This is a genomic window from Achromobacter sp. 413638 (assembly GCF_043119405.1).
Classification (GTDB): Bacteria; Pseudomonadota; Gammaproteobacteria; order Burkholderiales; family Burkholderiaceae_B; genus Achromobacter.
This window is the reverse complement of the sequence record NZ_JBICCO010000007.1, coordinates 83,729-110,675: the sequence shown is the minus strand read 5'-3', so window position 1 is coordinate 110,675 and position 26,947 is coordinate 83,729. Positions and strand designations below refer to the sequence as shown.

Sequence of the window (26,947 nt, the reverse complement as noted above, 5' to 3'; positions counted from 1 at the left end):
CGGCGGGGCCGCGCTACCAGCGCGCCGCCGCCTCGGTCAATCGTTCCAGGCAGTAGCGCGCGCGCTCGGACAGCGGTCCCTTGGCGCGCGCGGCGTACAGGGCGAAAGACGGCGGACGCCGGGCCTGCGGCGCGGCGACCAGCTGCCCGGCCCGCAAGGCGTCGCGGCACAGGCATTCGGGCGCCACTGCCAGTCCGGCGCCGGCGCGGGCCGCGTCCAGCGCGGTCTGATAGTCGGGCAGGACCAGCGCCGGCGCTTCGGGATCGCGCGCGTAGACCTGCTTCCAGTAGGGCGTCAGCGGCGCGGCGGGGCCTTGCTGGTCGATCAGCGGCAGGCCCCGGGGCGCGGCGCTTTTCGGCAGCCTGCCGCTCCACTGCGGCGCGCACACCAGCCGTTGCGGGCACTCATGCAGCAGCTGGTATTCCACGCCCTTGTGCGGAATCCGCGCCGGCGTCACCGCCACGTCGATCACGCGCTCGGCCAGCGCCGACAGCAGGGCGGGCGGCGGCATGGCGCGCAGGTCCACGCGCAGGCCACGCCGATGCAGGCCGGCCAGCGCCGGCAGCAGCAGTGCGATGAAGCCGCTGGTGGCGCCGACATGCGCAACGCCGGCCAGCGCGCCGCCTGCGCCCCGCGCGTCCAGCATGCCCTCCAGCGCGTCCAGGTGCGGTCCGGCTTGCCGCTCCAGCTCGACCGCCGCCGGCGTGGGCGCCAGCCCGCGAGGCAGCCGGGTGAACAGCGTCGCGCCCAGGCGCCCCTCCAGCAGCTTCACATGGCGCGACACGGCGGGTTGGGTCAGCGACAGCGCGGACGCGGCGCGCGAGATCGAGCTGTGCCGGTAGACGCTGACGAAGCTGCGCAGATAGAGCAGATATGACATAAATAAATTTATGGATCAGCGAAAAAACGATGAATTGAGTATAGCCACGGCGGCTTCTACGCTGCGTCTTTCCCTACACCGGAGCGCAGGCCATGACGACCCATTCATCCACGATCTCCCTCTATCCCGACCTGCGCGGCAAGGTCGCGCTGGTGACCGGCGGCTCGCGCGGCATCGGCGCGGCGACGTGCCGGGCCCTGGCCGCCAGCGGCGCGAAAGTGGCCGTCAACGGTCGCGACGAGGCGGCGATCCAGGCCGTGGTCGCCTCGATCCGGGACGCCGGCGGCCAGGCCATGGCAGCGCCCGCCGATTGCGCCAACCTGGCGGACACGCGACGCATGGCCGGGGAACTGCGCCAGGCCTGGGGCGAGCCGGACCTGCTGGCGGCCTTCGCCGGCGGCGGCACGGGCCGGCCGCAGCCGCTGGGCGAGATCAGCGAGCAGGACTGGCGCTCCAGCCTCGACAACAACCTGACGTCCACGTTCTTCACGCTGCAATGCTTCCTGCCGGGCATGATGGCGCGCGGCGCGGGCAGCGCGGTGACGATGGCCTCGGCCGGCGGCCGCGTGGCCTCGGGCGCGCCGGCCGGCTACGGCGCGGCCAAGGCTGGGGTCATCATGCTGACGCGGCATGCCGCCGTGGAAGCGGGGCCGGCGGGCGTGCGGGTCAATTGCCTGTCGCCGTCGGCGGTGCTGACCGAGCGGACCGCCTTGCGCATGCCGGATGCGCAGCGTCGCGCCATGCTGCCGGCGTTTCCGCTGGGGCGCCTGGGGGAGACGGATGATGTGGCGGCGGCGGCCTTGTTCCTGCTGTCGTCGGCGTCGGGGTGGATCACCGGGGTGACGCTGGATGTGGCGGGGGGAGGGTGATGGTTTGAGAGGGCGCGGCTGTCGCGGGAAAGGAAGGCGGCGGTGGCCAGGGGGAGTGATGATGCCTTTGCCTCAGACGCGGAGATGGGGGATAGTTGTTGCTCGTTCCAGGTCGGGGTGTCGGCGCCGCGACGTACAACAGCGATACGATCCGCCCAGGGAACATGGCGCAGGTTCTTTCCAGGAAAGACAGCACGATGAACATCTCCGACTCCATCTGCCCCGACTGCGGCGGACTCCTGGAAGTCCGACGCCAGGGCGCCAGCCAGGGCATGTTCTGCACACTATGTTCCTGGGCTTTGCTCACCACCTGCCTGCCGGACTTTCTGAACGATGCGACTTCCTACCGAGTGACCGTGATCTCGGGTGACGTCGACAACAACGCGCATGTACAGGCGGTGGCGAGCCTGACGGGCCTTGCGCTGCCGCAGGCGCGAGCACTGCTGCGAGCGCCGGCGGGGCTGGAGTTCACAGGCTTGGCATACGAGGTCGCGCCGATGCAGGAGACGCTTGCCGGGGCCGGACTGGAGTTCAGGATCGAGCCGCCATTTCCGTGGTGATCCACGGCGCCCCATGCGGGCAATACCCGCGCGAGGGCGTTGCCGCGCTCAGGCTTGGGCCGGCGTCATCTCATCCAAGCGCAGCTTGATCAGGTCCAGCAAGGTCCGTACACGCGCGCTGGCCGAATGCCGATGGCCATACACGGCCAGCAGCTGCAAGGGCGCCGGCCGCAATTCCAGCGGCACCTCCACCAGCCGGCCCGCCGCCAGATCCTCCTGGCAGGGACCGGCCGCCAGGATCGCATAGCCGATACCCTGGCGCGCGCCCGCCAGCGCCAGCGCGCCGCTGTTGACGCGGTAGCGGCTGCGCACCGGCACCTTCACCATGCGTCCGGCGGTGTCCACAAAACGCCAGGGTTGCCCCTGCAGCGCGCTCAAGGTCGTGATGCAGGGCAGCGTCTTGAGCTGCGCCGTGCGCGTGGGCATGCCGGCGCGGGCGATCAGCCCGGGCGCGCCCACGACCAGGCTGGGCAGGCTGGCCAGTTCGCGCGTGACCAGCGTGCTGTCGTCCTGGTCGCCGCGATGGAACACGATGGCCAGGTCCATGTCCTCGCGCAGCGCCTGTTCGCCGGCCATGCGGGTGTCGCATTGCAGTTCGACGCCGGGATGGCTGGCGCAGAATTCCGCGATGATCGGGCCCAGCAGCAGCGGGGCTTCCCCGGGCATGCACATGCGCAGCGGCCCGCGCAATGCCTGTTCGCCGGCGCCCAGTTCCTCGGCGGTGGCTGCCAGCGTGTCCAGCAGGGGCTTGGCGCGCTGGTACAGCAGGCGGCCGGCCTCGGTCATGCGCAGGTGGCGGGTGCTGCGTTCCAGCAGGCGCACGCCCAGGCTGCGTTCCAGCGCGGCGACGTGGCGGCTGACGTTGGAGGCCGGCAGCTGGAGCTGACGCGCCGCGCCGGCGAAGCTCTGTTCATCGACCACGGCCGCATAGACGCGCACCGTGTTCAGGTCCAGCTTGCTGAGCATGGATTATCCCGTTTCAGGTCATAGAGAACTGCATTTTCGCACTCTGGTTATCAAGAGTGGCGGAATCTAGCATGACGGCTTTGCGCAAGAGCGCGTCTGTACGGGAGATGGCAAGCATGGATATCGCGATTCTGGGCGGCGGCGTGGCGGGGTTGGCCACGGCCCTGGCGCTGGCGCGCCGGGGACATGAACCCCGCGTCTACGAGCGCCGCCCGGCGCCGGCCACGATGGGGGCGGGCGTGACGCTGTGGCCGAATGCCGGCTTCGTGCTGGCGGATCTGGAATTGCTGGACGAGGTGCTGGCGCTGGGCGGCACGCCCGCCGCCATGCATCGCTACGACGCCCAGGGCTGGTCGCTGGGCGGCCTTGATATCGAGCCGCTGGATCGCCTGATGGGATATCCCACTTGCGCCATCCTGCGCACGGACCTGCAAGCGGTGCTGCTCCGGCGGGCGCGCGAGGCGGGCGTGCCGGTGGCGTTCGGCCGCGAGGCCACGGCCATCGCCAACGATCCGGATGGCCGGGCCGTGGTGCACTTCGCGGATGGCGGGCATGCGCGCCCGGACCTGATCATCGGCGCGGACGGACGCATGTCCTCGGTGGCGCGGGCCCATGTGGCGGGCGGCAACGCGCCGGTCTATCAAGGCTTCGTCAACTGGATCGGCGTGGCCGAAAGCTCGCGCGACCTGGTGGACGGCGCTGCCATCCACGACTATTGGGGGCACGGCGAGCGCGTCGGCATCGTGGCGCTGGGGCGGCGCAAGGTCTATTGGGCGGGCGCGCAGGCGCAGACGCTGGAGCAGGCGCGCGCGTCGGCGGCCGCCGCGCAGGACGGCGAGTGGCGCAAGGTGCGCCGCCTGTTCGAGAGCTGGCCCGATCCCATAGGCGCGGTCATCGATGCCACGCCGCCGCGGGCCCTGCGCCTGATCGCGGTGCACGACCTGGAACCGCTGGCCCGCTGGCATCGCGGCAATGTGCTGCTGGTGGGCGACGCCGCGCACGCGCCGCTGCCCACGTCGGGACAGGGCGCCTGCCAGGCGCTGGAGGATGCCTGGCATCTGGCGCGCTGCCTGGAGGATCCGGCCATGGGTCCGGGCGCGGAACTGGAGCAGGCGCTGGAACGGTTCGGCGGATTGCGGCGGGAGAAAACCGAGGCCATCACGCGGCAGGCGCGGTACTTCGCGCGAGAGTTGTTCATCACCGACCCGCAGGCTTGCCGCGAGCGCGACGCGCGCGTGCGCGCTAGCGATCCGCTGCAAGGCATCCAGGCGCTGGCGCAGGGGTGGGGGCGGGGGTTGCCCCTGTCGACGCTGGAGCAGGCGGATGCCGGGATGGCTGTAGCGGCGGGCATGGGAGCAGGGAGGTAGCGTCACCTAGGTGATGACGTGGGTAGACAGCTTCGCGCATTGAATATTGAAGGGAGGAAGCCCACGTCCGCCCCGGGGGGATTAATGGCGGGAAGAAAGCGAGAAGAGGAGCAATATTCCACGTCTTTTGTTTTATTTTCAAAATCTATACAAAAGTTACTATTAGTTTTTTCTGCGAGGCAAGGATCGTTCCTGTGGGGGTCCAGGAGCGAAGTTTCTCGCTCACTGCGATTCCGGAATGCTGAGCTGTCAGGCAGGGTAGCCGCACATTGGCTCCGGTATTCAATATAAGTAGAGAGAACATTCAGCCCATGCTGTTTTCCAGAAGTCTTGCCCGCCGTCTCGCGCGTTTAGCTATGCCTTGGTGCCTCGCATTGCCGGCTTTGGCGCTCACTGGTTGCGCGGAATTGAATCGAGTCGGCCGCGATTTGATGAGCAAGCCGTACGACGCACCCACTGCACGTGCTGCCGCCGCCGCGGTGGATCCCTCGCCGCTGCGCGCATGGTTCCCCGACATGGCGCCGCCCTTGAGGGCGCAGACAAGGGGAGACCGCATATTCGATATGGCCCGTCTGAGCTGGTCATTTAGCGTATCTGCCAAGCTGGCTATCGCTGCGGCGCCTGTCTGCTTCGGTGGATTGAGCGACCACGATACGGATGGCACGACGGATCTGTTCCGCTTCAGCATGCAGCTGGAAAAGGGTGACGCAAAACTGCTCTTCAGCCAGATAAATTGGGTTGCACCCTACGCCCTCAAGATGGACAGCCTGCAAGTGGCCGATATCCTGCTGACCAAGGAGGTCATTGCCCAACTGCCCGACGATGCGGCCATGCAGGCCTACAAGGCGCGGGCCGCGGACTTGGACAAGAAGCGCTATGTCAGCGTGATTCGCAACGGCGAGTACCTGATCGTCGAACGCCGCCCGAGGAAACTGCGCCGGTGCAGCTACTCCGTTGTCATGGCGGAAAACGACATGATCAACCTGGTGCCGACCTTGGTGCGGCACCGGGGGCATATCAGTTCTGTCTATTCCACGACCACGGTTTTTGAGCGAGCGCTGGATATCTTCCCCCGCGACGAGGAAGTGGAGTGGTTCTTCGCACAGGAATATGCGGCGGGCATTGCGTGGATTACGTTCGGACGTTCGGAGAACCGCGACGTGCGCAAGCGGTTCTTGGCCGCCACGGAACAGGCAATTGCCAGAATGGCCAAGCAGGATGGCATCGAACCCGGAAAAGTCGCGGACCAGGTATTTCGGGATGAGGCCTATGTCCACTACCTGGCTCTCTACATTGGAAACAATGCGGTGTTTGGAATCGACGACTACCTGACGCAACAGCGACTGCATGACGGAATCATGCTGCGCAAGCCGGACGCCAAGGCCGTGGAATATCGGGAGCGTTTGTTGCGGCATTGGTGGGACGAATTGCGGGCGCGCAATCAGGTCGGCCAGCTTGCAAAGCCTGATATTGCCCAGTCCATCAGGGCGCTGGAGGCGCTTTGATTCTCAGATGATCTTGGCGCCGGGATGATGGCGTTCCCTTTCCAAAAACACTCGAAAAGAACAGACCCGATGCATATCAAAGTCGTGCTTACCGTCCTCGCACTCCTGTTGTCCGGCTGCGCGTCGAAACACCCCCTGATGCCCGAGACATATGATCCAACCCAACACGCGCGGCTGCGTGTTGGGCTGGACTGGATCTGGGCCGGCATCTACTTCAATCAGGATTGCTACGACACGGATTGGCAACGTCAACAGCTGACGAGCATCGGTGCTCGTGCGCCGTCGCAAATATTCAGCCGCTCCATCGGCATGCCGGAATCGAACGTGGACATAGGCCAGTATTCCGAGTTCATCATGCCGACGAACATGCCCATCACATTGAACGTGGGCGGTGGCGGAACGATCAAGTCGGGAAATATGCAGTTCTACACGACTCCGTGGCAACACCCCGTGACTGTCGTATTCGAGGCGGGAAAAGACTACGAGATGTGGGGATACCAGCGTCGTACCGTCGTTCGTGAACTCATCGTGGCTGACGGAAAAGTCGTAGGAGGAAAGGTATTGGATGACTTGCCCAGGGCCGAGGCCTGCGATCGACCGCCGATGCCGCCGCAACGCATGCCGCGTGGCGGGCAAGACGCAATCTGATGCTGATTTGACGGCGACGGTTCCGCGCGTTGTCTCGCGCGAGGGTCCCTGCGCTCAACCTCGCGGCGCCACCACCGGCTTGATCCGCATCACCGGCGTCGCCTGGCCGCCCGCATCCGCGCGCGGCCGGATCATCATCGGGAAAAAACGCCACAAATACAGCGCCTGGGCCAGCGCCCAGGCCGTGGCCGAGGCGTGCAGCAAGCCCGTCACGGCGCTCGACGGCAGCAGCGCCGCCAGCCGCAGCAGCGCGGCCAGGATGATGAGCGCGTAGCTCAGCACCATGCTGCGGTCGGTCTGCAGCGGACGGCCCAGGTGGCCCAGCGCGGTGCGCGTGACCATGCCCAGGATCATGACCGAGAAGCCGGCCACGCCGATCACGTGCGCGGGCCAGGCCACGCGCACGACCAGGCCGGCCAGTTGCGCCGCGCCGACCAGCAGCCCGATGCTCAGGCCCAGGTAGCCGGCGTACAGGATCCACAGCAGCGGCACGCGCCGCGCGGCCCAGGGTTTCCAGGCCAGCCACTGGACCAGCGCGATCAGGCTGCTGGCGGCCAGCGCCAGCGCGGCGCTCTTGGGCGCGCCGGTCAGCAGCAGCACGATGGCGGCCACGCCGGCCGCGAGCTGCCAGTGGCCGCTCCGGGTATGCGGCGGAATGTCCAGGCCGGCCACGGCGCGCTTGGCGAAGAAGGGCAGCACGCGGCGCGCGATCAGCAGGGTCAGCACGGCCATGCTGAGCAGGCCGGCGTTGAAGTAGCGCATCAGGCCCAGGTAGTCGCCGGAGACGGCGGCCGTCAGGTACAGCAGATGGGCGGATGCCAGCGCGGCCAGCAGCAAGGGCACGCCGTAGTTGCGCTTGTTGCGCGTCAGCCAGACCGAGCGCCCCAGCGCCGCCGCGCCCCACAGGAAGAAGACCAGGTCGGCGATGCCCGCCAGCAGGAAGGCCGGACGGCCGGGAACCAGGTAGCCCGCGCGCGCGGCCAGCCACACCAGGCACAGCGCGGCCAGCGCGTTGCCGCGCAGCGGATTGCGGCCGGTCCAGTTGGCGCCGGCCGTGAGCAGGAAGCCCACGGCGATGGTGGCGACGAAGCCCCACAGCATCTCGTGCGCGTGCCAGGCCAGCCCGTTCAATTCGCCGCGCAGCAGCGAAGGCGCGTGGACCCAGAGCAGCACCGAGATCAAGGCCCAGGCGCAGCCGGCAAGGTACAGCGGGCGGAAACCCATTTCGGTGAAGGCGCGCCATTGCGGGCGGGGCCGGGCGGGGGCTCGGACGGGTTCGTCGATGGAAAGCAGGCTGCTCATGGTGGACATGCGCCGTGTGGCGCCCTGTGCATGGAACCGGCAGGGCCGGCTTTTAAGGTGTATTTCAAATGCATATTAATGCCAGCCCACAAGCCATGCCAGCGCGCGGATTTGATCTGGCGCAAACCCGGCTTCCGGGCAGGGGGTGACTAGTCACATCGGCGCGGCCGGATGGTCGGCCGGCGAATGGCGCGCGCGGCGGGGTATCCCTAGTCTGAGCGCATGTATTCGTCGGATAGATCCGTCAGCAAAGCGAGAACGACCATGACAGCATCACCCAGTCATACCCGGCCCGGCGCGCCCATGCGCGTGCTGGTCTCCAGCACCTTCGCCTTCACCATCTGCTTCGCGGTATGGATGATCTTCGCGGTGCTGGGCATCCCCATCAAGCAGCAGCTCGGGCTGTCCGAGACGGAATTCGGCCTGCTGGCCGCCATGCCGGTGCTGACCGGCTCGCTGGTGCGCGTGCCGCTGGGCATCTGGACCGACCGCTACGGCGGCCGTCCGGTGTTCTTCGTGCTGATGCTGCTGGCCGTGGTGCCGATCTGGCTGCTGTCCTATGCCACCGAGTATTGGCACTTCCTGGTGCTGGCGCTGTTCGTCGGCCTGACGGGCGGCTCGTTCTCGGTCGGCACGCCCTATGTGGCGCGCTGGTTTCCGCGCAACAAGCAGGGCCTGGCCATGGGCGTGTTCGGCGCCGGCAACTCCGGCTCGGCCATCACCAAGTTCGTGGCGCCGGCGCTGATCGCGGCCGCCGGCGGCGCCTGGGTCATCGTGCCGCAGGTATACGCGGTGGCGCTGCTGGTGACGGCGGTGCTGTTCTGGCTGTTTTCGTCGTCCGATCCGGCGCATCGCGTCACCGGCGGCGCCAGCCTGAAGGCACAGTTCGCCATGCTCAAGGATCCGCGCGTGTGGCGCTACTGCCAGTACTACTCGGTGGTGTTTGGCGGCTATGTGGCGCTGGCGCTGTGGATGACCAAGTACTACATCGGCGAATACGGCTTCGACATGAAGCTGGCGGCGCTGCTGGCGGCCTGCTTCTCGCTGCCCGGCGGCGTGCTGCGCGCGGTGGGCGGCTGGATTTCGGACCGCTACGGCGCCTACAAGACCACCTGGTGGGTGATGTGGGTGTGCTGGGTCGCGTTCTTCCTGCTCAGCTACCCGCAGACGCAGTTCACCATCATGACCGCCGCCGGTCCGCGCAGCTTCGAGATCGCGCTCGGTCCCATCCCCTTCACCGTGCTGCTGTTCGTGGTCGGCATCGCCATGGCCGTCGGCAAGGCCTCGGTCTTCAAGTTCATCTCGGACGAGTTCGGCCAGAACATCGGCGCGGTGTCCGGCATCGTCGGCCTGGCCGGCGGCCTGGGCGGCTTCATCCTGCCCATCCTGTTCGGCGTGCTGCTGGACCTGACCGGCGTGCGCTCCAGCGCCTTCATGCTGCTGTACGGCACGGTCTGCGTGTCGCTCATCTTCATGCACTTCAGTTTCCGGCCCGAAAGCGCGGCCATCGCCCGGCGCCAGCCGGCCTGATTCCTCCCTTCTAGCGAGAACCCTATGTCCACTCATGTCCTGCAGCGCTGGGAGCCGGAGAATCCCGGCTTCTGGCAACAGACCGGCGCGCGCATCGCCAACCGCAACCTGTGGATCTCCATTCCCGCGCTGATGCTGGCCTTCAGCATCTGGATGCTGTGGAGCGTGGTGGTGGTCAACCTGGACCGCGCCGGCTTCATGCTGTCCAAGAACCAGATGTTCTGGCTGACGGCGCTGCCCGCGCTGTCGGGCGCCACGCTGCGCATCTTCTATTCCTTCCTGGTGCCGGTGTTCGGCGGCCGCAAGTGGACCGCCATCTCGACGGCCTCGCTGCTGATCCCGGCGCTGGGCATGGGCTTCGCGCTGCGCGATCCGTCCACCTCCTATCCGACGCTGCTGATCCTGGCGCTGCTGTGCGGCCTGGGCGGCGGCAACTTCAGCTCCAGCATGGCCAACATCAGCTTCTTCTTTCCCAAGGAAAAGAAGGGGCTGGCCACCGGCCTGAACGCCGGCATCGGCAACCTGGGCGTGTCGCTGGTGCAGTTCGCCGTGCCGGTGGCGATCTCGGCCGGCATGTTCGGCGCGCTGGGCGGCGACCCGCAGCAGGCCATGGTCAAGGGCGCGGCGACCAATATCTGGCTGCAGAACGCCGGCTTCATCTGGGTGCTGCCGATCGCGCTGGCCTCGCTGGCGGCCTGGTTCGGCATGAACGACATCGCCGACGCGCGCGCGTCCTTCGCCGACCAGGCGGTGATCTTCAAGCGCAAGCACAACTGGCTGATGTGCTGGCTGTACGTGGGCACCTTCGGCTCCTTCATCGGTTTCTCGGCCGGTTTCGCCATGCTGACCAAGACGCTGTTCCCGCAGGTCGATCCCACCGCCTATGCCTTCCTGGGGCCGCTGGTGGGTTCGCTGACGCGGCCGCTGGGCGGCTGGGTGTCGGACAAGCTGGGCGGCGCGCGCGTCACGCTGTTCACCTTCGTCGGCATGATCGCGGCGGTGCTTGGCGTGATGATGTTCATGCCGGTGAACGGGCAGGGCGGCGACTTCAACGGCTTCCTGGCCATGTTCATCGTGCTGTTCGCGCTGACCGGCGTGGGCAACGGCTCGACCTTCCGCATGATCCCGGTGATCTTCCTGCGCGAGCGTACCCAGGCCGCCGAGGGCCGGGGCGAGGCCGGGCGCAAGCAGGCGCTGGCCGAGGCCGCCAAGGAATCGGCGGCGGTGCTGGGCTTTTCCGGCGCGATCGGCGCCTATGGCGGCTTCTTCATCCCGCGCAGCTTCGGCACCTCGCTGGAGCTGACCGGCGGCGCGCAGGCGGCGCTCTATTGCTTCATCGCCTTCTACGCCACCTGCGTGCTGATCACCTGGTGGCAGTACGCGCGCCGCAACGCGCCGGTGCCGTGCTGAGCAATGACCGGGGTGACTAGTCATTCTGCCGTGCCCGACCTGTGCCTGCGGGCAATGGCGGGCGCGGCGCCCCGGGCCTAAAGTGGATTCGCAAGCAGAGCAAGCAGCATGCGCCGGCCGGGCCGGCGCTCTTGGAGAGCAACAATGAGTCATTTTCTGGATCGCCTGAAGTTCATGTCCAGGGTGAAGTCCACCTTCGCGGACGGGCACGGCGAGACGGTCAACGAGGACCGCCGCTGGGAGAACGCCTACCGCGCGCGCTGGCAGCACGACAAGGTCGTGCGCTCGACCCACGGCGTGAACTGCACCGGTTCCTGCTCGTGGAAGGTCTACGTCAAGAACGGCCTGATCACCTGGGAAACGCAGCAGACCGACTACCCGCGCACGCGCCCGGACCTGCCCAACCACGAACCTCGCGGCTGTCCCAGAGGCGCGTCCTACAGCTGGTATGTCTATTCGGCCCAGCGCGTTAAGTACCCGATGATCCGGGGCCGCCTGATCGAGATGTGGCGCGAGGCCCGCAAGACCATGGACCCGATCGCGGCCTGGGAATGGATCAGCCAGGATCCGGTCCGCGCCAAGCGCTACAAGGCCGTGCGCGGCCTGGGCGGCTTCGTGCGCGCCGACTGGGACACGGCCACCGAGATCATCGCCGCCGCCAATGCCTACACCATCAAGAAGTTCGGCCCCGACCGCCTGATCGGCTTCTCGCCGATCCCGGCCATGTCCATGGTCAGCTACGCCGCCGGTGCGCGCTACCTGAGCCTGCTGGGCGGCGCCTGCCTGAGCTTCTACGACTGGTACTGCGACCTGCCGCCGGCCAGCCCGCAGGTCTGGGGCGAACAGACCGACGTGCCGGAATCGGCCGACTGGTACAACTCCACCTACCTGATGGTCTGGGGCTCGAACGTGCCGCAGACCCGCACGCCCGACGCGCACTTCTACACCGAGGTCCGCTACAAGGGCACCAAGACCGTGGCCGTGTCCAGCGACTTCGGCGAAATGGTCAAGTTCGGCGACATCTGGCTGGCGCCCAAGCAGGGCACCGACGCCGCGCTGGCCATGGCCATGGGCCATGTGATCCTGAAGGAATTCCACCTGTCCGGCGCCTCGGACTACTTCCGCGACTACGTGCGCCGCTACACCGACATGCCCATGCTGGTGCTGCTCAAGGAGCGCGACGGCCGCCATGTGCCCGACCACTTCCTGCGCGCCTCGCACCTGGACGGCGCGCTGGGCGAGCAGAACAATCCCGACTGGAAGACGCTGGTCTATGACGAGGACAGTGGCGATCTGGTCGCGCCCAACGGCAGCATCGGCTTCCGCTGGGGCGAGGGCGCGGTCAACGGCGGCGAGAAGGTCGGCCGCTGGAACCTGGAAGCGCGCGACGGCGGCAGCGGCCGCGACATCACGCCGCGCCTGTCCCTGATCGACCAGGCCGATGCGGTCGTGGGCGTGGGCTTCCCGTACTTCGGCGGCGAGCACGACGAGCTGCTGACGCGCAATGTGCCGGCGCGCCGCATCCGCCTGGCCGACGGCACGGACGCGCTGGTCGCCACCGTGTACGACCTGCAGATGGCCAATTACGGCCTGGATCGCGGCCTGGGCGGCGGCAATGTCGCCACGTCCTATGACGACGACGTGCCCTACACCCCGGCCTGGCAGGAAAAGCACACCTCGGTGCCGCGCGCCCAGGTGATCCAGGTGGCGCGCGAGTTCGCGCAGAACGCGCACGACACCCAGGGCAAGTCCATGGTGATCGTCGGCGCCGGCCTGAACCACTGGTACCACATGGACATGATCTACCGAGGCATCATCAACATGCTGATGATGTGCGGCTGCGTGGGCAAGAGCGGCGGCGGCTGGGCGCACTACGTGGGCCAGGAAAAGCTGCGGCCGCAGTTCGGCTGGGCGCCGCTGGCCTTCGCCTCGGACTGGGCGCGCCCGCCGCGCCAGATGAACGGCACCTCGTTCTTCTACGCCCACACCAGCCAGTGGCGTCACGAGAAGCTGAACGTGCAGGAAGTGCTGGGCCCCACCGCCGACCGCGGCAAGTACGGCGAACTCAGCATGATCGACCTGAACGCCCGCGCCGAGCGCATGGGCTGGCTGCCGTCGGCGCCGCAGCTGCGCACCAATCCGCTGGACCTGGTGGCCGAGGCCGAGGCCGCCGGCAAGGACCCGGTGGCGCACGCCGTCGAGGGCCTGAAGTCGGGCGCGCTGCAGATGGCCTGCGAGAACCCGGACGATCCGGCCAACTTCCCGCGCAATATGTTCGTGTGGCGCTCCAACATCCTGGGCTCCAGCGGCAAGGGCCACGAGTACTTCCTGAAGTACCTGCTGGGCACGCAGAACGCCGTGTTCGGCGACGAGGCCGACGCCATCAAGCCGGTCGAGGTCGCCTATGAGGACGACGCCGCCGAGGGCAAGCTGGACCTTCTGACGGTGCTGGACTTCCGCATGAGCACGACCTGCCTGTACGGCGACATCGTGCTGCCGACCGCCACCTGGTACGAAAAGGACGACCTGAACACGTCCGACATGCACCCGTTCATCCACCCGCTCAGCGAGGCGGTGCAGCCGCTGTGGGAAAGCAAGACGGACTGGGAGATCTACAAGCTGCTGGCCAAGCGCTTCAGCGAGATCGGCGGCCCCTACCTGGGCAAGCGCCGCGACCTGGTGCTGGCTCCCTTGATGCACGACACCCCGGGAGAACTGGGCCAGCCCTTCGAGCCCAAGGACTGGAAGCTGGGCGAGTGCGACCTGGTGCCGGGCAAGACCGCGCCCAACATGGTCGTGGTCGAGCGCGACTACAACGACATCTACCGCAAGTTCACCTCCGTCGGCCCCTTGCTGGACAAGCTGGGCAACGGCGGCAAGGGCATCAACTGGAACACCGAGCACGAAGTGCGCGAGCTGGCCGGCCTGAACGACAGCGTCAGCGAGCCGGGCGTGAGCCAGGGCCGTCCGCGCCTGGACACGGCCATCGACGCCGCCGAGATGATCCTGACCTTCGCGCCCGAGACCAACGGCCATGTGTCGGTCAAGGCCTGGGAGGCATTGAGCAAGATCACCGGCCGCGAGCACGCCCACCTGGCGATCGGTCGCGAGCATGACAAGATCCGCTTCCGCGATATCCAGGCGCAGCCGCGCAAGATCATCTCGGCGCCGACCTGGTCGGGCCTGGAAAGCGAGGAGGTCAGCTACAACGCCGGCTACACCAACGTGCATGAGCTGATCCCATGGCGCACCCTGACCGGCCGTCAGCAGTTCTACCAGGATCACCGCTGGATGCTGGACTTCGGCGAGGGCTTCTGCGTCTACAAGCCGGCCATCGACACCAAGACGGTGGCGCCCATGCTGGGCCGCTATCCGAACGGCGAGAAGGAGCTGGTGCTGAACTGGCTGACGCCGCACCAGAAGTGGGGCATCCACAGCACCTACTCGGACAACCTGCGCATGCTGACCTTGAGCCGGGGCGGCCCCCACGTGTGGATCTCCGAGGCCGAGGCCAGGCAGGCCGGCCTGGTGGACAACGACTGGGTCGAGGTCTTCAACGTCAACGGCACGCTGACCGCGCGCGTGGTGGTGAGCCAGCGCGTGCCGGTGGGCATGTGCCTGATGTACCACGCCCAGGAAAAGATCGTGAACGTGCCGGGCGCCGAGACCAGCGGCAAGCGCGGCGGCATCCACAACTCCGTCACCCGCACCGTGCTCAAGCCCACCCACATGATCGGCGGCTATGCGCAGCAGGCCTACGGCTTCAACTACTACGGCACCGTGGGCGCCAACCGCGATGAATTCGTGGTGCTGCGCAAGATGAAGAAAGTGGACTGGCTTGAAGGCCCGTTGGTTGAAACGCAACAAGAAGAGAAGCAATCATGAGGATACGCGCCCAAATCGGCATGGTGCTGAACCTGGACAAGTGCATCGGCTGCCATACCTGCTCGGTCACCTGCAAGAACGTCTGGACCAGCCGCGACGGCGTCGAGTACGCCTGGTTCAACAACGTGGAAACCAAGCCCGGCATCGGCTATCCCAAGGAATGGGAGAACCAGGGCAAGTGGAAGGGCGGCTGGAACCGCACGGCCAGCGGCAAGCTGGAGCCGCGCCAGGGCGGCAAGCTGCGCATCCTGGCCAATCTGTTCGCCAACCCGAACCTGCCGCAGATCGACGACTACTACGAGCCCTACACCTACGACTACGAGCACCTGAAGAACGCGCCGCTGTCGCAGACGCCGCCGACCGCGCGTCCGGTGTCGGTGCTGACCGGCAAGAAGATGGACAAGATCCATTGGGGCCCGAACTGGGAAGACGACCTGGGCGGCGAGTTCAGTGCGCGCAGCCGCGACCAGCTGTTCGAGGGCGTGCAGAAGGAGATGTACTCGACCTTCGAGAACACCTTCATGATGTACCTGCCGCGCCTGTGCGAGCACTGCCTGAACCCGGCCTGTGTCGCCAGCTGCCCGTCCGGCTCTATCTACAAGCGCGAGGACGACGGCATCGTGCTGGTGGATCAGGACAAGTGCCGGGGCTGGCGCATGTGCATCTCCGGCTGCCCGTACAAGAAGATCTACTACAACTGGCAGAGCGGCAAGGCCGAGAAGTGCACCTTCTGCTATCCGCGCATCGAGGCCGGCCAGCCGACCGTGTGCTCCGAGACCTGCGTGGGCCGGATCCGCTACCTGGGCGTGATGCTGTACGACGCCGACCAGATCGAGCGCGCCGCCGCCGTGGCCAGCGAGCAGGACCTGTACCAGTCGCAGCTGGACCTGTTCCTGGATCCGCACTCGCCCGAGGTGATCGCCGCCGCGCGCGAGCAGGGCATTCCCGAGTCCTGGCTGGAGGCCGCCCGCAAGTCGCCGGTCTACAAGATGGCCGTGCAATGGCGCGTGGCCTTCCCGCTGCACCCGGAATACCGCACGCTGCCCATGGTCTGGTACATCCCGCCGCTGTCGCCGATCCAGACGGCCGCCGAGTCCGGCAAGATGCCGACCCGCACCGTGGGCAAGAGCGCCATGATCCCGGACGTGTCCAGCCTGCGCATCCCCGTGCGCTACCTGGCCAACCTGCTGACGGCGGGCAAGGAAGAGCCGGTGCTGCTGGCGCTGGAGCGCATGCTGGCCATGCGCGCCTACAAGCGCTCGGAGACCGTGCACGGCGAACTGGATAGCGAGCTGCTGGCCCGGGTCGGCCTGGACGACGCCACCGTGCAGGACATGTACCGCATCATGGCCATCGCCGACTACGAGGACCGCTTCGTGGTGCCGAGCAGCCACAAGGAAATGGTCGAGGACAGCTTCAACGAGAAGGGCAGCTGCGGCTTCACCTTCGGCAACGGCTGCTCCGGCGGCGTGTCCGAGGGCTCGCTGTTCGGCAAGAAGCCGCAGGGCAGCGAGATCTTCATCGACATGCCCAAGTCCCGCAAGAAGGCCGCCGCGGCCTGAGCAAAGGAGAACACGATGAGCTTGTACCGACTGCTTTCCGCGCTGCTCAGCTACCCCGAGCAGGAACTGCTGGACGCCTTGCCCGAGATCGACGCCGCGCTGGCCGACCACCCCTGGGCCGGCGAGACGCTGGAACCCCTGACCGCCTGGCTGGGCGGCCAGGCCCTGATCCCGCTGCAGGAAACCTACGTCGCCACCTTCGACCGCAACCGCTCGCACTCGCTGCACCTGTTCGAGCACGTGCACGGCGAAAGCCGCGACCGGGGCCAGGCCATGGTGGACCTGCTGCAGACCTACCGCGACCATGGCTTTGAACCCGTGGTGTCGGAACTGCCGGACCACGTGCCGCTGTTCCTGGAGTTCCTGGGCGTGATCGACGCCGACCAGGCCCAGGCGCTGCTGGACGAGGCCATCCACGTGCTGGCCGCCATCGGTTCGCGGCTGGCGCGCAACGACAGCCCCTACGCCTGCGTCTTCGCCGTGCTGCGCGACCTGTCCGCCGTGACGCCGCGCGAGCAGACCGAGGCGCCGGTGCGCGACATGGACGAGGCCATGGAGACCTTCGGAGCCGGCCCGGACGGCATCGAGCCGCTGCTGCGCCCGGCCGCCCAGGGCGGCGCGCACGCGGTGCATTTCTACCCCCGCGGGACGGCCGCCCGCTGACCGCTGCCAGGAACACGCATCATGAACACCCTGAACCAGTTCTTCTTCGGCATCTATCCCTACATTGCCTTGACCGTTTTTCTTTTGGGCAGCCTGGTCCGCTTCGAGCGCGAGCAGTACACCTGGAAGACCGACAGCTCGCAGCTGCTGCACCACGGCCGCCTGCGGCTGGGCAACATCCTGTTCCACGTCGGCATCCTGGGCCTGTTCTTCGGCCACGCCGTCGGCCTGCTGACGCCGGTGGTGGTCTGGGACACGCTGGGCGTGTCGCATTCGCTCAAGCAGATGGTCGCCATGGTGGCCGGCGGCGTGATGGGCGGGCTGTGCCTGATCGGCCTGTTGATCCTGATCCACCGCCGCATGAGCGATCCGCGCATCGCCGCCACCACCAAGCCGGGCGACAAGCTGCTGCTGCTCTGGATCCTGGTCACGCTGCTGCTGGGCCTGTCGACCATCGCGCTGTCCGCCGGTCACATGGACGGCGAGGTGATGGTCAGCCTGATGACCTGGGCGCAGCACATCGTCACCTTCCAGGGCGACGCCGCCAGCCACATCGCCGGCGTTTCGCCGGTGTTCAAGGCGCACCTGTTCATGGGGCTCACGCTGTTCGTGATCTTTCCCTTCACCCGGCTGGTGCACGTCTGGAGCGGCTTTGCCTCGCTGGGCTACCTGGGCCGCGCCTGGCAGCTGGTGCGTCCGCGCTGAGCCGCGTCCCGGAATACGAAGGAGCCGAACATGCCTGTCATCGTCAATGGCGTCGAACTGAACGACGCCGATCTGGAACGCGAATTGCCGCGCCACGCCGACGCCAGCAACCCGATGCGCAGCGCCATCACCGCGCTGGTGCTGCGCCGGGTGCTGCTGGACGAGGCCGGCCGGCAGGGGCTGGACGCCGAGGACGAGGAAGTCGCCATCGGCGCGCTGCTGGCCAGCGAGGCGAGGGCGCCGGAGGCCGACGAGGCGGCCTGCCGCCGCTTCTACCAGACCCATCCCGAGCGCTTCATGGTGGGCGAGCTGATCGAGGCCGACCATATCCTGTTCCAGGTCACGCCCGGCGTGAACCTGGACATGCTGCGCGCCCACGCCAGGGTGGTGCTGGACGAGCTGATGGCCGACCCGTCGCGCTTCGCCGAGGTGGCGCGCGAGCAGTCCAACTGTCCGTCGGCCGCGGTCGGCGGCAGCCTGGGCCAGCTCGGGCGCGGCGACACGGTGCCGGAGTTCGAGCGCGCCGTGTTCGCCTTGCCCGCCGGCGGCCTGCTGCCGCAGCTGCTGGAAACCCGCCACGGCCTGCACATCGTGCGCGTCACGCGCCGCATCGAAGGGCGCATGCTGGCCTATGAGCAGGTGGCGCAGCAGATCGCCCATGCCCTGTCCTCGGTGAGCCGGGACACGGCGTGGCGCCAGTACCTCAAGCTGCTGGTGGGGCGCGCCAGCGTCGAGGGCATCGACCTGGACGATGGCGAGCCCGAGCGCGTGTTCGGCGGCGGGAGCGCGCCATGAAGCCCCCGTCTGTTCTTGAGTCTGTTTCTGAATCCGCTGCTGCATCCGTCAGTGCCTCTGCCGTCGCGCCCGGCGCCCCGTCCTCGCCCGCGTCGGCGCGCGCGGGCGCCGGTCTGATCGACGGCCATGGCCGCCGCATCGACTATCTGCGCGTCTCCGTCACCGACCGCTGCGATTTGCGCTGCACCTACTGCCTGCCCAAGGACTACAAGGGCGCCGAGATTCCGGCCAACTGGCTCAGCCACGAGGAGATGGCGCGGCTGGTGCGTTTGTTCGTCGACAACGGCGTGCGCAAGGTGCGCCTGACTGGCGGCGAGCCGCTGACGCGCGGCGGCGTCGCCGGGCTGGCGGCGGCCATCGCGGCCATGCCGGGCCTGAGCGACTTGTCGCTGTCCACCAACGGCACGCGGCTGGCGCGCCATGCGCGCTCGCTGCGTGAGGCCGGGGTGCGGCGCCTGAATGTCAGCCTGGACACACTGGACGCCGCCGGCTTCCAGGCCATCACCGGGCGCGACTGCCTGGCCGACGTGCTGGACGGGCTGCGCGCCGCGCGCGAGGCCGGTTTCGCGCCGGTCAAGCTCAACAGCGTGGTGCATGCCGCCACGCCTGAAGATGACGTAGAGCGGCTGCTGGCCTATGCCCGCGAACAGGGCTTCGTGCTGCGCCTGATCGAGCCCATGCCCATGGGCGACTGCGGCCGCGCCCATGAGCATGTCGACCTGAACGCGCTGGGCGGGCGGCTGGCGGCCCGTCATGGCCTGGTGCCGGCGCTGGCGGCCGGCGGCGCCGGCCCGGCGCGCTACTGGACCGCCGACGGGCAAACGCACGTGCTGGGCGTGATCACGCCCATGTCGCGTCACTTCTGCGCCGCCTGCAACCGCGTGCGGCTGGGCGCGGACGGCACGCTCTATCTGTGCCTGGGCCAGGAAGACCAGGTGCCGCTGGGCCGCATGCTGCGCGCCGGCGCCAGCGACGCCGAGCTGCGCGGCGCGCTATTGGCCGGCATCGCCGCCAAGCCGGAGCGGCACGACTTCAACGCCCGGCCCGAGCGCGTGCTGCGCTTCATGGCGCAGACGGGAGGCTGAGATGCGCGATATCGAACGCTTCATCGACGGTTTCCAGCGCTTCCAGTACCAGTACTACGAGGCCGCGCCCTCGCTCTACCGCAACCTGCGCGACGGCCAGCACCCCAGCACGCTGCTGATCGGCTGCTGCGATTCGCGGGTGGACCCGGCGATGCTGCTGGGCTGCGATCCCGGCGACATCTTCACCGTGCGCAACGTCGCCAACCTGGTGCCGCCGGCCGACCGCGACCAGGGCCATCACGGCGTGCTGGCCGCGATCCAGTTCGCGGTGGACCAGCTCAAGGTCGGCCGCATCATCGTGCTGGGCCACGCGCATTGCGGCGGCATCCGCGCGCTGATGGAGCGGCCCGCCGGCGCGGCCGGCGAGCCGGACTACCTGAACCGCTGGATGGATATCGCCGAGCCGGCCCGCCAGCGCGTGCTGAACCAGATGCCGGACGCCCCGGACGCCGAGCGCCGGCGCGCCTGCGAACAGGCCTCCATCCTGATCTCGCTGCGCAACCTGGAGTCGCTGCCCTGCGTGCGGCGGGCGCTGGAGGCCGGCACGCTGACCCTGCATGGCTGGTATTTCGACCTGGTGGCGGGCGCTTTGCTGGCATACTCGCAGCGCGCGGACGGCTTCCTGCCCATCGTCTGCCCCCTGTTCACGGAGCTTGCATGACCCCAGTCTTCGGCATCGCCGGCCGTTCCGGCAGCGGCAAGACCACCCTGATCGAAGCCATGCTGCCGCTGCTGCGCGCGCGCGGGCTGGCGGTCAGCGTGATCAAGCACAGCCACCACGATTTCGAGATGGAGCCGCCCGGCAAGGACAGCGCGCGCTTTCGCCAGGCCGGCGCGCACGAGGTGATGGTGGCCTCGCCGTACCGCTATGCCATCGTGCACGAGCTGCGCGGCGGACCCGAACCCACGCTGGCGCAGCAGCTGGAGCGGCTGGCGCCGGCCGATCTGGTGCTGGTGGAAGGCTTCAAGCAGGCCGCGATCCCGCGCCTCGAGGTCTACCGGCCGGCGCTGGGCAAGCCGGCGCTGCACGCCGAGGACGGCGGCTTCCTGGCTGTGGTCACGGACGCGGCGCTAGATACGACGCTGCCATGCCTGCCGCTGAACGAGCCGGACGCGGTGGCGGCGTTCATTTGCAGCACACTGGGGCTGGCGCCGGGGAAAGCCTAGGTTTTCCCCGCCGGGCGGGCCAGGACCAATCTGTAACCGGCCGCCGAAGGACTACACTGGCGCCATGCCGGCCCGGCAAGCAAGACATTCATGACCCCTATCGATTCCAGAACCGACCCCGGCGGCCTGCCGTCACCCCGGCATCGCCTGTCCACGCGCATCATCGCCACCTCGCTGGCCGCGTTGGTGGTGGTGCTGTCCATGATCAGCTGGACGCTGTGGCTGTCCTGGCAGCTGGAAGGCGCGGGCGCGGCCATCAACGATACCGGCAGCCTGCGCATGCGCGCCAACCGGGTGGCGGTGGAGCTGATGCGGCCGCAGGAAGGACGCAAGGTGCGCACCGACGAGCAGATCCTGCTCATGGACGAGACCATCGCGCGGCTGGCCAAGGGCAATCCGGCGCGGCCGCTGTTCATTCCCAATGACGAAGGCATCCGCAAGCAGTGGAGCGAGGTGGCCGGCTACTGGCGCGAGATCATGAAGCCCTCGGCCATGCGCGCCCTGGGCCGGCCCGACGCCGCCTACTACCTGGAGACGCTGCCGGAGTTCGTGGCCAAGGCCGACACGCTGGTGCGCATGATTGAGCAGGACAACGCCGGCAAGACCACGATGCTGCGGCTGTCGCAAGGCGTGCTGGCGGCGATCGCCAGCGCCGGCACGCTGGCCATGATCTATCTGCTGTACCTGTGGATCATCTCGCCCGTGCTGCGCCTGCGCGACGGCCTGCAGCGCATGGCGGCGCGCGAGTTCAGCACCCGGCTGCCGGTGGAAAGCCGCGACGAGTTCGGCGTGCTGGCGCGCGGCTTCAACCGCATGGCCGACGAGCTGCAAGGGCTGTACACCGGGCTGGAGCAGCGAGTGGAGCAGAAGACGGCCCAGCTGGCGGCGCAGAACCGCGACATCGGCGCGCTCTACGACATGGCGGCCTTCCTCAACCAGCCCAACGAGATCGAGGCGCTGTGCGACGGCTTCCTGCGGCGCGTCATGCTGCAATTCGACGCCGAGGGCGGCAGCATCCGCGCGCTCGACCCGAACAACGAAAAGCTCAACCTGATGGTGTCGGTGGGCCTGTCGGACGCGCTGGTCGAGTCCGAGCACTGCATGCGCGTGGACGACTGTTATTGCGGCGTCGCCACCCGCAAGGCCGGGGTGATCGTGATCCAGGACTTCCGCCACGCGCCGCCCAGCCTGGACCTGAACTGCCAGCGCGAGGGCTTCGCCAGCGTGGCCGTTTTCCGCATCGTCGCGCGCGACGAGGTGCTGGGTTCGTATTCGCTGCATTTCCGCAGCCAGCGCAAGCTGGCGCCTGCCGAATCGCAGCTGCTCGAAACGCTGGGCCAGCACCTGGGCGTGGCGCTGGACAACCGCCGCCTGAGCGCCCAGGCGCGGCAGCTGGCGGTGGTGCAGGAGCGCGGCCTGGTGGCGCAGGGGCTGCACGACAGCCTGGCGCAGGGCCTGAATTTCCTGAACCTGCAATTGCAGATGCTGGACGGCGCGGTCAAGCGCGGCGACGCCGCCGAGGTCGATGAAATCCTGCCGCTGCTGCGCACCGGCGTGGATGAAAGCTACCAGGACGTGCGCGAGCTGCTGACCAATTTCCGCAGCAAGCTGTCGCAGGGCGACCTGTACGTGGCGATCGAGGACACGGTGGACCGCTTCCGCCGCCAGACCGGCATGGATACCGAGCTGGCCGTGGGCGAGCGCCAGGGCGCGCCGCTGGCGCCGGACCAGCAGTTGCAGGTGCTGTTCATCCTGCAGGAAGCGCTGTCCAACGTGCGCAAGCATTCCGAGGCCGCGCGCGTGCGCGTCGAGGTCGAGGACGGGCGCGATTTCGTGCTCAGCATCAGTGACGATGGGCAGGGCTACGACGCCGAGGAAGTGGCCGCCCGTGGCGAGGCCCATGTCGGCCTGCACATCATGCGCGAGCGCGCGGCGCGCCTGCGCGCCGTCATAAAACTCGAATCGCGGCCCGGCCAGGGCACGCGAGTCCTCTTGACACTGCCCGGCGCAGAACGCCTGGCCGCCTAAGGGGAGGGGTAGCCCACCCCCGAAGCGCTGCACGCCGGTGCTTTCCATAACTGAACGACGCAATACCATGCCCATCCGAATCCTTCTTGTCGACGACCACACGCTGTTCCGCTCGGGCCTGCGCCTGCTGTTGCAGCGCCAGCCCGATTTCGAGATCGTGGCCGAGGCCGGCGACGGGGTCGAGGGCCTGAAGCGGGCCAAGGAACTCAAGCCCGACGTGGTGCTGCTGGACCTGAACCTGCCGGGCCTGTCCGGCCTGGAAACGCTGCAACTGCTGGTGCAGGACCTGCCGTCCTGTGCGGTCATCATCCTGACCGTGTCGGAAGAGGCCGACGAGCTGGGGCAGGCGCTGCGCGACGGCGCGCGCGGCTATCTGGTCAAGAACATCGACGCCGAGGCGCTGACCAGCGCGATCCGCCGCGCGGCGGGCGGCGAACCGGTCATCGCGCAGAGCATGACCGCCAAGCTGGTCGAGCAGTTCCGTGGCCAGGCCCAGGCCGGCGCGCAGCCGGCGGGGCAGGGCGAGCGCCACAGGCTGACCGCGCGCGAGACGCAGATCGTGCAGTACCTGGCGCGCGGCGCCAGCAACAAGGTCATCGCGCGCGAGCTGGACGTCAGCGAAAGCACGGTCAAGATCCATGTGCAGAACGTGCTGAAGAAGCTCAATCTCACCAGCCGCGTGCAGGTCGCCGTGTACGCGGTGGAACACGGGCTGCACGTCGAGGAATGAGCGCGCGGCGCGCGCGCCCGCCGGCGGGCTGATCCGCCGCAAACGCCGGCCCGCCGCCGTTTGATCTGCGACAAGGCCGCGCCCGGCACCGGCCCCTAGACTGGCCGGCATGCAAACGCGAACCTCACCCATGGAACTGGTGGCTCCGGCCGGCAGCCTGGCCGCGCTGAAATCCGCTATCGAGGCGGGCGCGGACACGGTCTACCTGGGCCTCAAGAACGCCACCAATGCCCGCAACTTCGCCGGGCTGAATTTCACCGAAAACGACATCCGCGCCGGCGTCGAGCTGGCCCATGCGCGCGGGCGACAGGTCCTTTTCGCCATCAACACCTTCGTGCAGGCCGGGCGCGGCCAGGAATGGCGCGCCGCCGTGGACGCGGCCCATTCGCTGGGCGCGGACGCGGTCATCATGGCCGACGCGGGCCTGCTGGGCTATGCCAGCGACCGCTATCCCGACCTGCGGCTGCACCTGTCGGTGCAGGGCTCGGCCACGCACGCCGACGCCATTGAGCTGATGAAGGAGCAGTTCGGCATCAAGCGCGTGGTGCTGCCGCGCGTGCTGACGCTGGCCGAGATCGCCCGCATCTGCGGACAGGTCAGCGTCGAGGTCGAGGTGTTCGGCTTCGGCAGCCTGTGCGTGATGGCCGAGGGCCGCTGCCTGCTGTCGTCCTACGCCACCGGCGATTCCCCCAACAACAAGGGCGTCTGTTCGCCCGCGCACGCGGTGCGCTGGGTGGAGGACAAGGGCCGCATGGACGCGCGCCTGAACGGCATCCTGATCGACCGCTACGAGCCGGGCGAGCCGGCCGCCTATCCGACGCTGTGCAAGGGCCGCTTCAAGGTCGATGGCGCCGACGACCACGCGCTGGAGGAACCCACCAGCCTGAACGCCATCGGCCTCTTGCCCCGGCTGGCCGAGATGGGCGTGTCCGCCGTCAAGATCGAAGGGCGGCAACGCAGCCCGGCCTATGTGACGCAGGTGGTGTCCACGCTGCGCGCCGCGCTGGACAGCGCGCACGCCGACGCCGCGCGTTTTTCCCCGCGCCCCGAATGGAACGCCATGCTGGCGCGCCATGCCGAGGGCTCCCAAGTCACCCAAGGCGCATTCGAACGTCCATGGAAATGAACGCAACCCCGGCATTCCGCATCTCCGTCGGCCCCTTGCTGTATTACTGGCCGCGCCAGCAGACGCTGGACTTCTACGCCGACCTGGCCGACGGCCCGGCCGACATCATCTACGTGGGCGAGACGGTGTGCAGCCGCCGCCGCGAATTGCGCGCCGAGGACTGGCTGGACCTGGCGCGCGACCTGCGCGCCACCGGCAAGACCGTGGTGCTGTCGGGCCGCACCCTGATCGAGACCGGCTCCGAGGCCGGCGCGCTGCGCAAGCTGTGCGAACAGCAGGACTTCCTGATCGAGGCCGGCGAGGTGGGCGCGCTGCGCCACCTGGCCGGCCGTCCCTTCGTAGCCGGGCCGCACATGAACGCGTATCACGGCGGCACGCTGGACTGGCTGGCCAGCCGAGGCGCGGTGCGCTTCGTCGCGCCGCTGGAGATGGACAGCGCCACGCTGGCGCGCCTGCTGGCGGAAAAACCCGCCGCGCTGGAGTGCGAGGTCATGGTGTGGGGCCGCATGGCGCTGGCGTTCTCGGCGCGCTGCTTCACCGCCCGCCATTTCCGGCTGAAGAAGGACGACTGCGGCTTCCGCTGCATCGAGCATCCCGACGGCCTGGACCTGCGCACGCGCGAGTCGCGCGACTTCCTGGCCATCAACGGTATCCAGGTGCAGTCGGCGGCCTGTCTGGACCTGCTGGACCAGGCGATGGAGCTGGCCGTGATGGGCGCGCGCGTGCTGCGCGTCAGCCCGCAATCGAGCGGCACGCAGGCCGCCATCGCGGCGCTGGACGCCACGCGCCATGGCGCGCCAGCGGCCGAGGTCGCGCCGCCCGCCGGCATGGAACGCTGCAACGGCTATTACTACGGCCACGCGGGCATCGACCTGTTGCGGGAGCCGGCATGAACCTGAGCCTGCCCGCGCCGCCCGCGCTGCTGGCCCGGCTGGGCCGCAAGCTGCCGGCGCCGCTCGTGTCGCTGCATTTCACCGCCGGCCTGGAGCTGGCGCGCCGCTTCAAGTGGCTGCAGCCTCCGGCCGAACTGGACGGGCGGCGCTTCGCCATCACCGTCGAGGACCTGGGCCTGCGCAGCTGCTTCGCCGTGCGTGGCGGCGCGTTCCGCCCCGTGTGGGACGGCGCGCCGGCCGAGCTGGAACTGGGCGCCAAGCTGGCCGACTTCCTGGCGCTGATGCGCGCGGACATGGACGCCGATACCTTGTTTTTCCAGCGCCGCCTGCGGATCTCAGGCGACACCGAGCTGGGCCTGATCGTGAAGAACTGGCTGGACGCCTCGCCGCGCCCGGCCTGGCTGGACAAGCTGGGCGCGCTGGGGAGGCCGCAAGCGTGAGTCCGGGATGGGCCGCTTGCATGACCGACAGCGGCGCGGGGGCTTGACGCATCCGCGCCGCCAGTCGTGCTATATCCTCGGGCCGACACAGCAACGGAGCACAGCATGAAGATATTGATCGTGGGCGCCAGCAAGGGCCTGGGCCGCGCCCTGGCCGAAGGGCTGGGGCAGGACGCGGAAATGATCATCGGCGTATCGCGCAAGGCGCCCACGGACCTGACGGTGGCGCCGTCCTGCGCGCTGCGCTGGATCGAGGCGGACCTGTCCGACCCCGAGGCCGCCGCCGCGCGCATCGCCGAGCAGGCGCCGGCCGAGCTGGACGCCATTCTCTACAACGTCGGCGTGTGGGAAGACAAGGCTTTCAGCGACGACTACGACTTCCTGGCCGATTCGCCGCAACAGATCGCGCGGCTGCTGGACATCAACATCACCGGCACGATCCTGCTGTTGCAACGGTTGATCCCGCGCCTGCTGGGTCGTGCCAAGCCGCAGCTGGTGCTGACCGGCTCGACCTCGGGACTGCCGCGCAGCGGCCGGCCCGAAGTGGCGTTCGGCGCGTCCAAGGCGGCGCTGTCGGGCATCGCCGACGCGCTGCGCGAGAGTTTCCGGGCGCGGCGGCTGGCGGTCACCTGCCTGCAGCTGGGCTACCTGAATACCGAGGACGGACTGGCGGTGGCGCGCGATGAGGCCAGCCGGCGCGGCGAGGGCACGCTGGCGCCGGTGCACGATGTGGTGGCGATGGTGCGCGCGCTGCTCAGCCTGTCCGATGCCTCTTTCGTGCGGGAACTGGTGCTGCCGGCGATCCTCGACGAACGCTTCTGAGGCCGGCCG

24 protein-coding genes are annotated in these 26,947 nt (G+C 68.3%); 21 read left to right on the top strand and 3 right to left on the bottom strand.

What is annotated here, in order from left to right:
- Nucleotides 1-13: 13 nt before the first annotated feature.
- On the bottom strand, nt 14-880 hold the full coding sequence (locus tag ACEU5R_RS05105; RefSeq protein WP_392409329.1) for a LysR family transcriptional regulator: 867 nt from the start codon (nt 878-880) through the stop codon (nt 14-16).
- 92 nt (nt 881-972) lie between these two features.
- Between ACEU5R_RS05105 and ACEU5R_RS05100 the strand changes: the two genes are divergently transcribed.
- Complete coding sequence (locus ACEU5R_RS05100) at nt 973-1,749, top strand: SDR family NAD(P)-dependent oxidoreductase (protein ID WP_392409328.1); 777 nt, start codon at nt 973-975, stop codon at nt 1,747-1,749.
- A gap of 197 nt (nt 1,750-1,946) precedes the next feature.
- Nucleotides 1,947-2,309 carry a hypothetical protein gene (locus ACEU5R_RS05095; protein ID WP_392409327.1) on the top strand — a complete coding sequence of 121 codons (363 nt, stop codon included), beginning with the start codon at nt 1,947-1,949 and terminating at the stop codon, nt 2,307-2,309.
- 48 nt (nt 2,310-2,357) lie between these two features.
- On the opposite strand, the gene ACEU5R_RS05090 is transcribed toward ACEU5R_RS05095, so the two are convergent.
- The gene (locus ACEU5R_RS05090; RefSeq protein WP_392409326.1) at nt 2,358-3,275 is read right to left on the bottom strand and encodes a LysR family transcriptional regulator; all 918 of its coding nucleotides are present in this window, start codon (nt 3,273-3,275) and stop codon (nt 2,358-2,360) included.
- A 116-nt stretch (nt 3,276-3,391) separates the two neighbouring features.
- Between ACEU5R_RS05090 and ACEU5R_RS05085 the strand changes: the two genes are divergently transcribed.
- From ACEU5R_RS05085 to ACEU5R_RS05075, 3 genes are all read left to right on the top strand, one after another.
- Nucleotides 3,392-4,642: an FAD-dependent oxidoreductase gene (locus tag ACEU5R_RS05085; RefSeq protein WP_392409325.1), complete on the top strand. Its 1,251-nt coding sequence runs from the start codon at nt 3,392-3,394 to the stop codon at nt 4,640-4,642.
- Between the two features lie 311 nt (nt 4,643-4,953).
- Entirely contained in the window at nt 4,954-6,147 is a 1,194-nt protein-coding gene (locus ACEU5R_RS05080) for a hypothetical protein (RefSeq protein WP_392409324.1), read from the top strand.
- A 69-nt stretch (nt 6,148-6,216) separates the two neighbouring features.
- Nucleotides 6,217-6,795 (top strand): hypothetical protein, encoded by a 579-nt coding sequence (locus ACEU5R_RS05075; protein WP_392409323.1) that lies wholly within the window; start codon nt 6,217-6,219, stop codon nt 6,793-6,795.
- 54 nt (nt 6,796-6,849) lie between these two features.
- On the opposite strand, the gene ACEU5R_RS05070 is transcribed toward ACEU5R_RS05075, so the two are convergent.
- Nucleotides 6,850-8,097: an NnrS family protein gene (locus tag ACEU5R_RS05070; protein ID WP_392409322.1), complete on the bottom strand. Its 1,248-nt coding sequence runs from the start codon at nt 8,095-8,097 to the stop codon at nt 6,850-6,852.
- 264 nt (nt 8,098-8,361) lie between these two features.
- Here ACEU5R_RS05070 and ACEU5R_RS05065 point away from each other — a divergent pair, with 264 nt between their 5' ends.
- The 16 genes from ACEU5R_RS05065 to ACEU5R_RS04990 all read left to right on the top strand — a co-directional run bounded on the left by ACEU5R_RS05065 (nt 8,362) and on the right by ACEU5R_RS04990 (nt 26,938).
- Nucleotides 8,362-9,627: a nitrate/nitrite transporter gene (locus ACEU5R_RS05065; RefSeq protein ID WP_369869677.1), complete on the top strand. Its 1,266-nt coding sequence runs from the start codon at nt 8,362-8,364 to the stop codon at nt 9,625-9,627.
- 24 nt (nt 9,628-9,651) lie between these two features.
- Complete coding sequence (locus tag ACEU5R_RS05060) at nt 9,652-11,037, top strand: NarK family nitrate/nitrite MFS transporter (RefSeq protein ID WP_103274264.1); 1,386 nt, start codon at nt 9,652-9,654, stop codon at nt 11,035-11,037.
- Nucleotides 11,038-11,181: 144 nt separating this feature from the next.
- A complete protein-coding gene (locus ACEU5R_RS05055) occupies nt 11,182-14,922 on the top strand; it encodes a nitrate reductase subunit alpha (RefSeq protein ID WP_103274265.1) in 3,741 nt (1,246 codons plus the stop codon).
- Nucleotides 14,919-16,484, top strand: a complete 1,566-nt coding sequence (gene narH / locus ACEU5R_RS05050; RefSeq protein WP_103274266.1) for a nitrate reductase subunit beta — start codon at nt 14,919-14,921, stop codon at nt 16,482-16,484. The genes ACEU5R_RS05055 and narH overlap by 4 nt, the downstream gene beginning before the upstream one ends.
- Before the next feature lie 15 nt (nt 16,485-16,499).
- A complete protein-coding gene (gene narJ, locus ACEU5R_RS05045) occupies nt 16,500-17,147 on the top strand; it encodes a nitrate reductase molybdenum cofactor assembly chaperone (RefSeq protein ID WP_212314617.1) in 648 nt (215 codons plus the stop codon).
- A 21-nt stretch (nt 17,148-17,168) separates the two neighbouring features.
- A complete protein-coding gene (gene narI / locus ACEU5R_RS05040; RefSeq protein WP_103274268.1) occupies nt 17,169-17,852 on the top strand; it encodes a respiratory nitrate reductase subunit gamma in 684 nt (227 codons plus the stop codon).
- A gap of 30 nt (nt 17,853-17,882) precedes the next feature.
- Entirely contained in the window at nt 17,883-18,647 is a 765-nt protein-coding gene (locus tag ACEU5R_RS05035; RefSeq protein WP_212314620.1) for a peptidylprolyl isomerase, read from the top strand.
- The gene (gene moaA, locus ACEU5R_RS05030; RefSeq protein WP_392409321.1) at nt 18,644-19,732 is read left to right on the top strand and encodes a GTP 3',8-cyclase MoaA; all 1,089 of its coding nucleotides are present in this window, start codon (nt 18,644-18,646) and stop codon (nt 19,730-19,732) included. Before ACEU5R_RS05035 ends, moaA begins: the two co-directional genes overlap by 4 nt.
- 1 nt (nt 19,733) lies before the next feature.
- Complete coding sequence (locus ACEU5R_RS05025; protein WP_392409320.1) at nt 19,734-20,393, top strand: carbonic anhydrase; 660 nt, start codon at nt 19,734-19,736, stop codon at nt 20,391-20,393.
- Nucleotides 20,390-20,899, top strand: coding sequence for a molybdopterin-guanine dinucleotide biosynthesis protein B (gene mobB, locus ACEU5R_RS05020; RefSeq protein ID WP_392409319.1), 510 nt, complete (start codon nt 20,390-20,392; stop codon nt 20,897-20,899). Before ACEU5R_RS05025 ends, mobB begins: the two co-directional genes overlap by 4 nt.
- A 90-nt stretch (nt 20,900-20,989) precedes the next feature.
- Nucleotides 20,990-22,927: a type IV pili methyl-accepting chemotaxis transducer N-terminal domain-containing protein gene (locus ACEU5R_RS05015; protein WP_392409318.1), complete on the top strand. Its 1,938-nt coding sequence runs from the start codon at nt 20,990-20,992 to the stop codon at nt 22,925-22,927.
- Nucleotides 22,928-22,994: 67 nt separating this feature from the next.
- The gene (locus tag ACEU5R_RS05010; RefSeq protein ID WP_212314629.1) at nt 22,995-23,657 is read left to right on the top strand and encodes a response regulator transcription factor; all 663 of its coding nucleotides are present in this window, start codon (nt 22,995-22,997) and stop codon (nt 23,655-23,657) included.
- Between the two features lie 109 nt (nt 23,658-23,766).
- On the top strand, nt 23,767-24,783 hold the full coding sequence (locus ACEU5R_RS05005; RefSeq protein ID WP_392409317.1) for a peptidase U32 family protein: 1,017 nt from the start codon (nt 23,767-23,769) through the stop codon (nt 24,781-24,783).
- Nucleotides 24,774-25,676 (top strand): U32 family peptidase, encoded by a 903-nt coding sequence (locus tag ACEU5R_RS05000; protein ID WP_392409316.1) that lies wholly within the window; start codon nt 24,774-24,776, stop codon nt 25,674-25,676. Before ACEU5R_RS05005 ends, ACEU5R_RS05000 begins: the two co-directional genes overlap by 10 nt.
- Nucleotides 25,673-26,116, top strand: a complete 444-nt coding sequence (locus ACEU5R_RS04995) for an SCP2 domain-containing protein (protein ID WP_392409315.1) — start codon at nt 25,673-25,675, stop codon at nt 26,114-26,116. The genes ACEU5R_RS05000 and ACEU5R_RS04995 overlap by 4 nt, the downstream gene beginning before the upstream one ends.
- Before the next feature lie 105 nt (nt 26,117-26,221).
- Complete coding sequence (locus tag ACEU5R_RS04990) at nt 26,222-26,938, top strand: SDR family NAD(P)-dependent oxidoreductase (protein ID WP_392409314.1); 717 nt, start codon at nt 26,222-26,224, stop codon at nt 26,936-26,938.
- Nucleotides 26,939-26,947 lie beyond the last annotated feature (9 nt).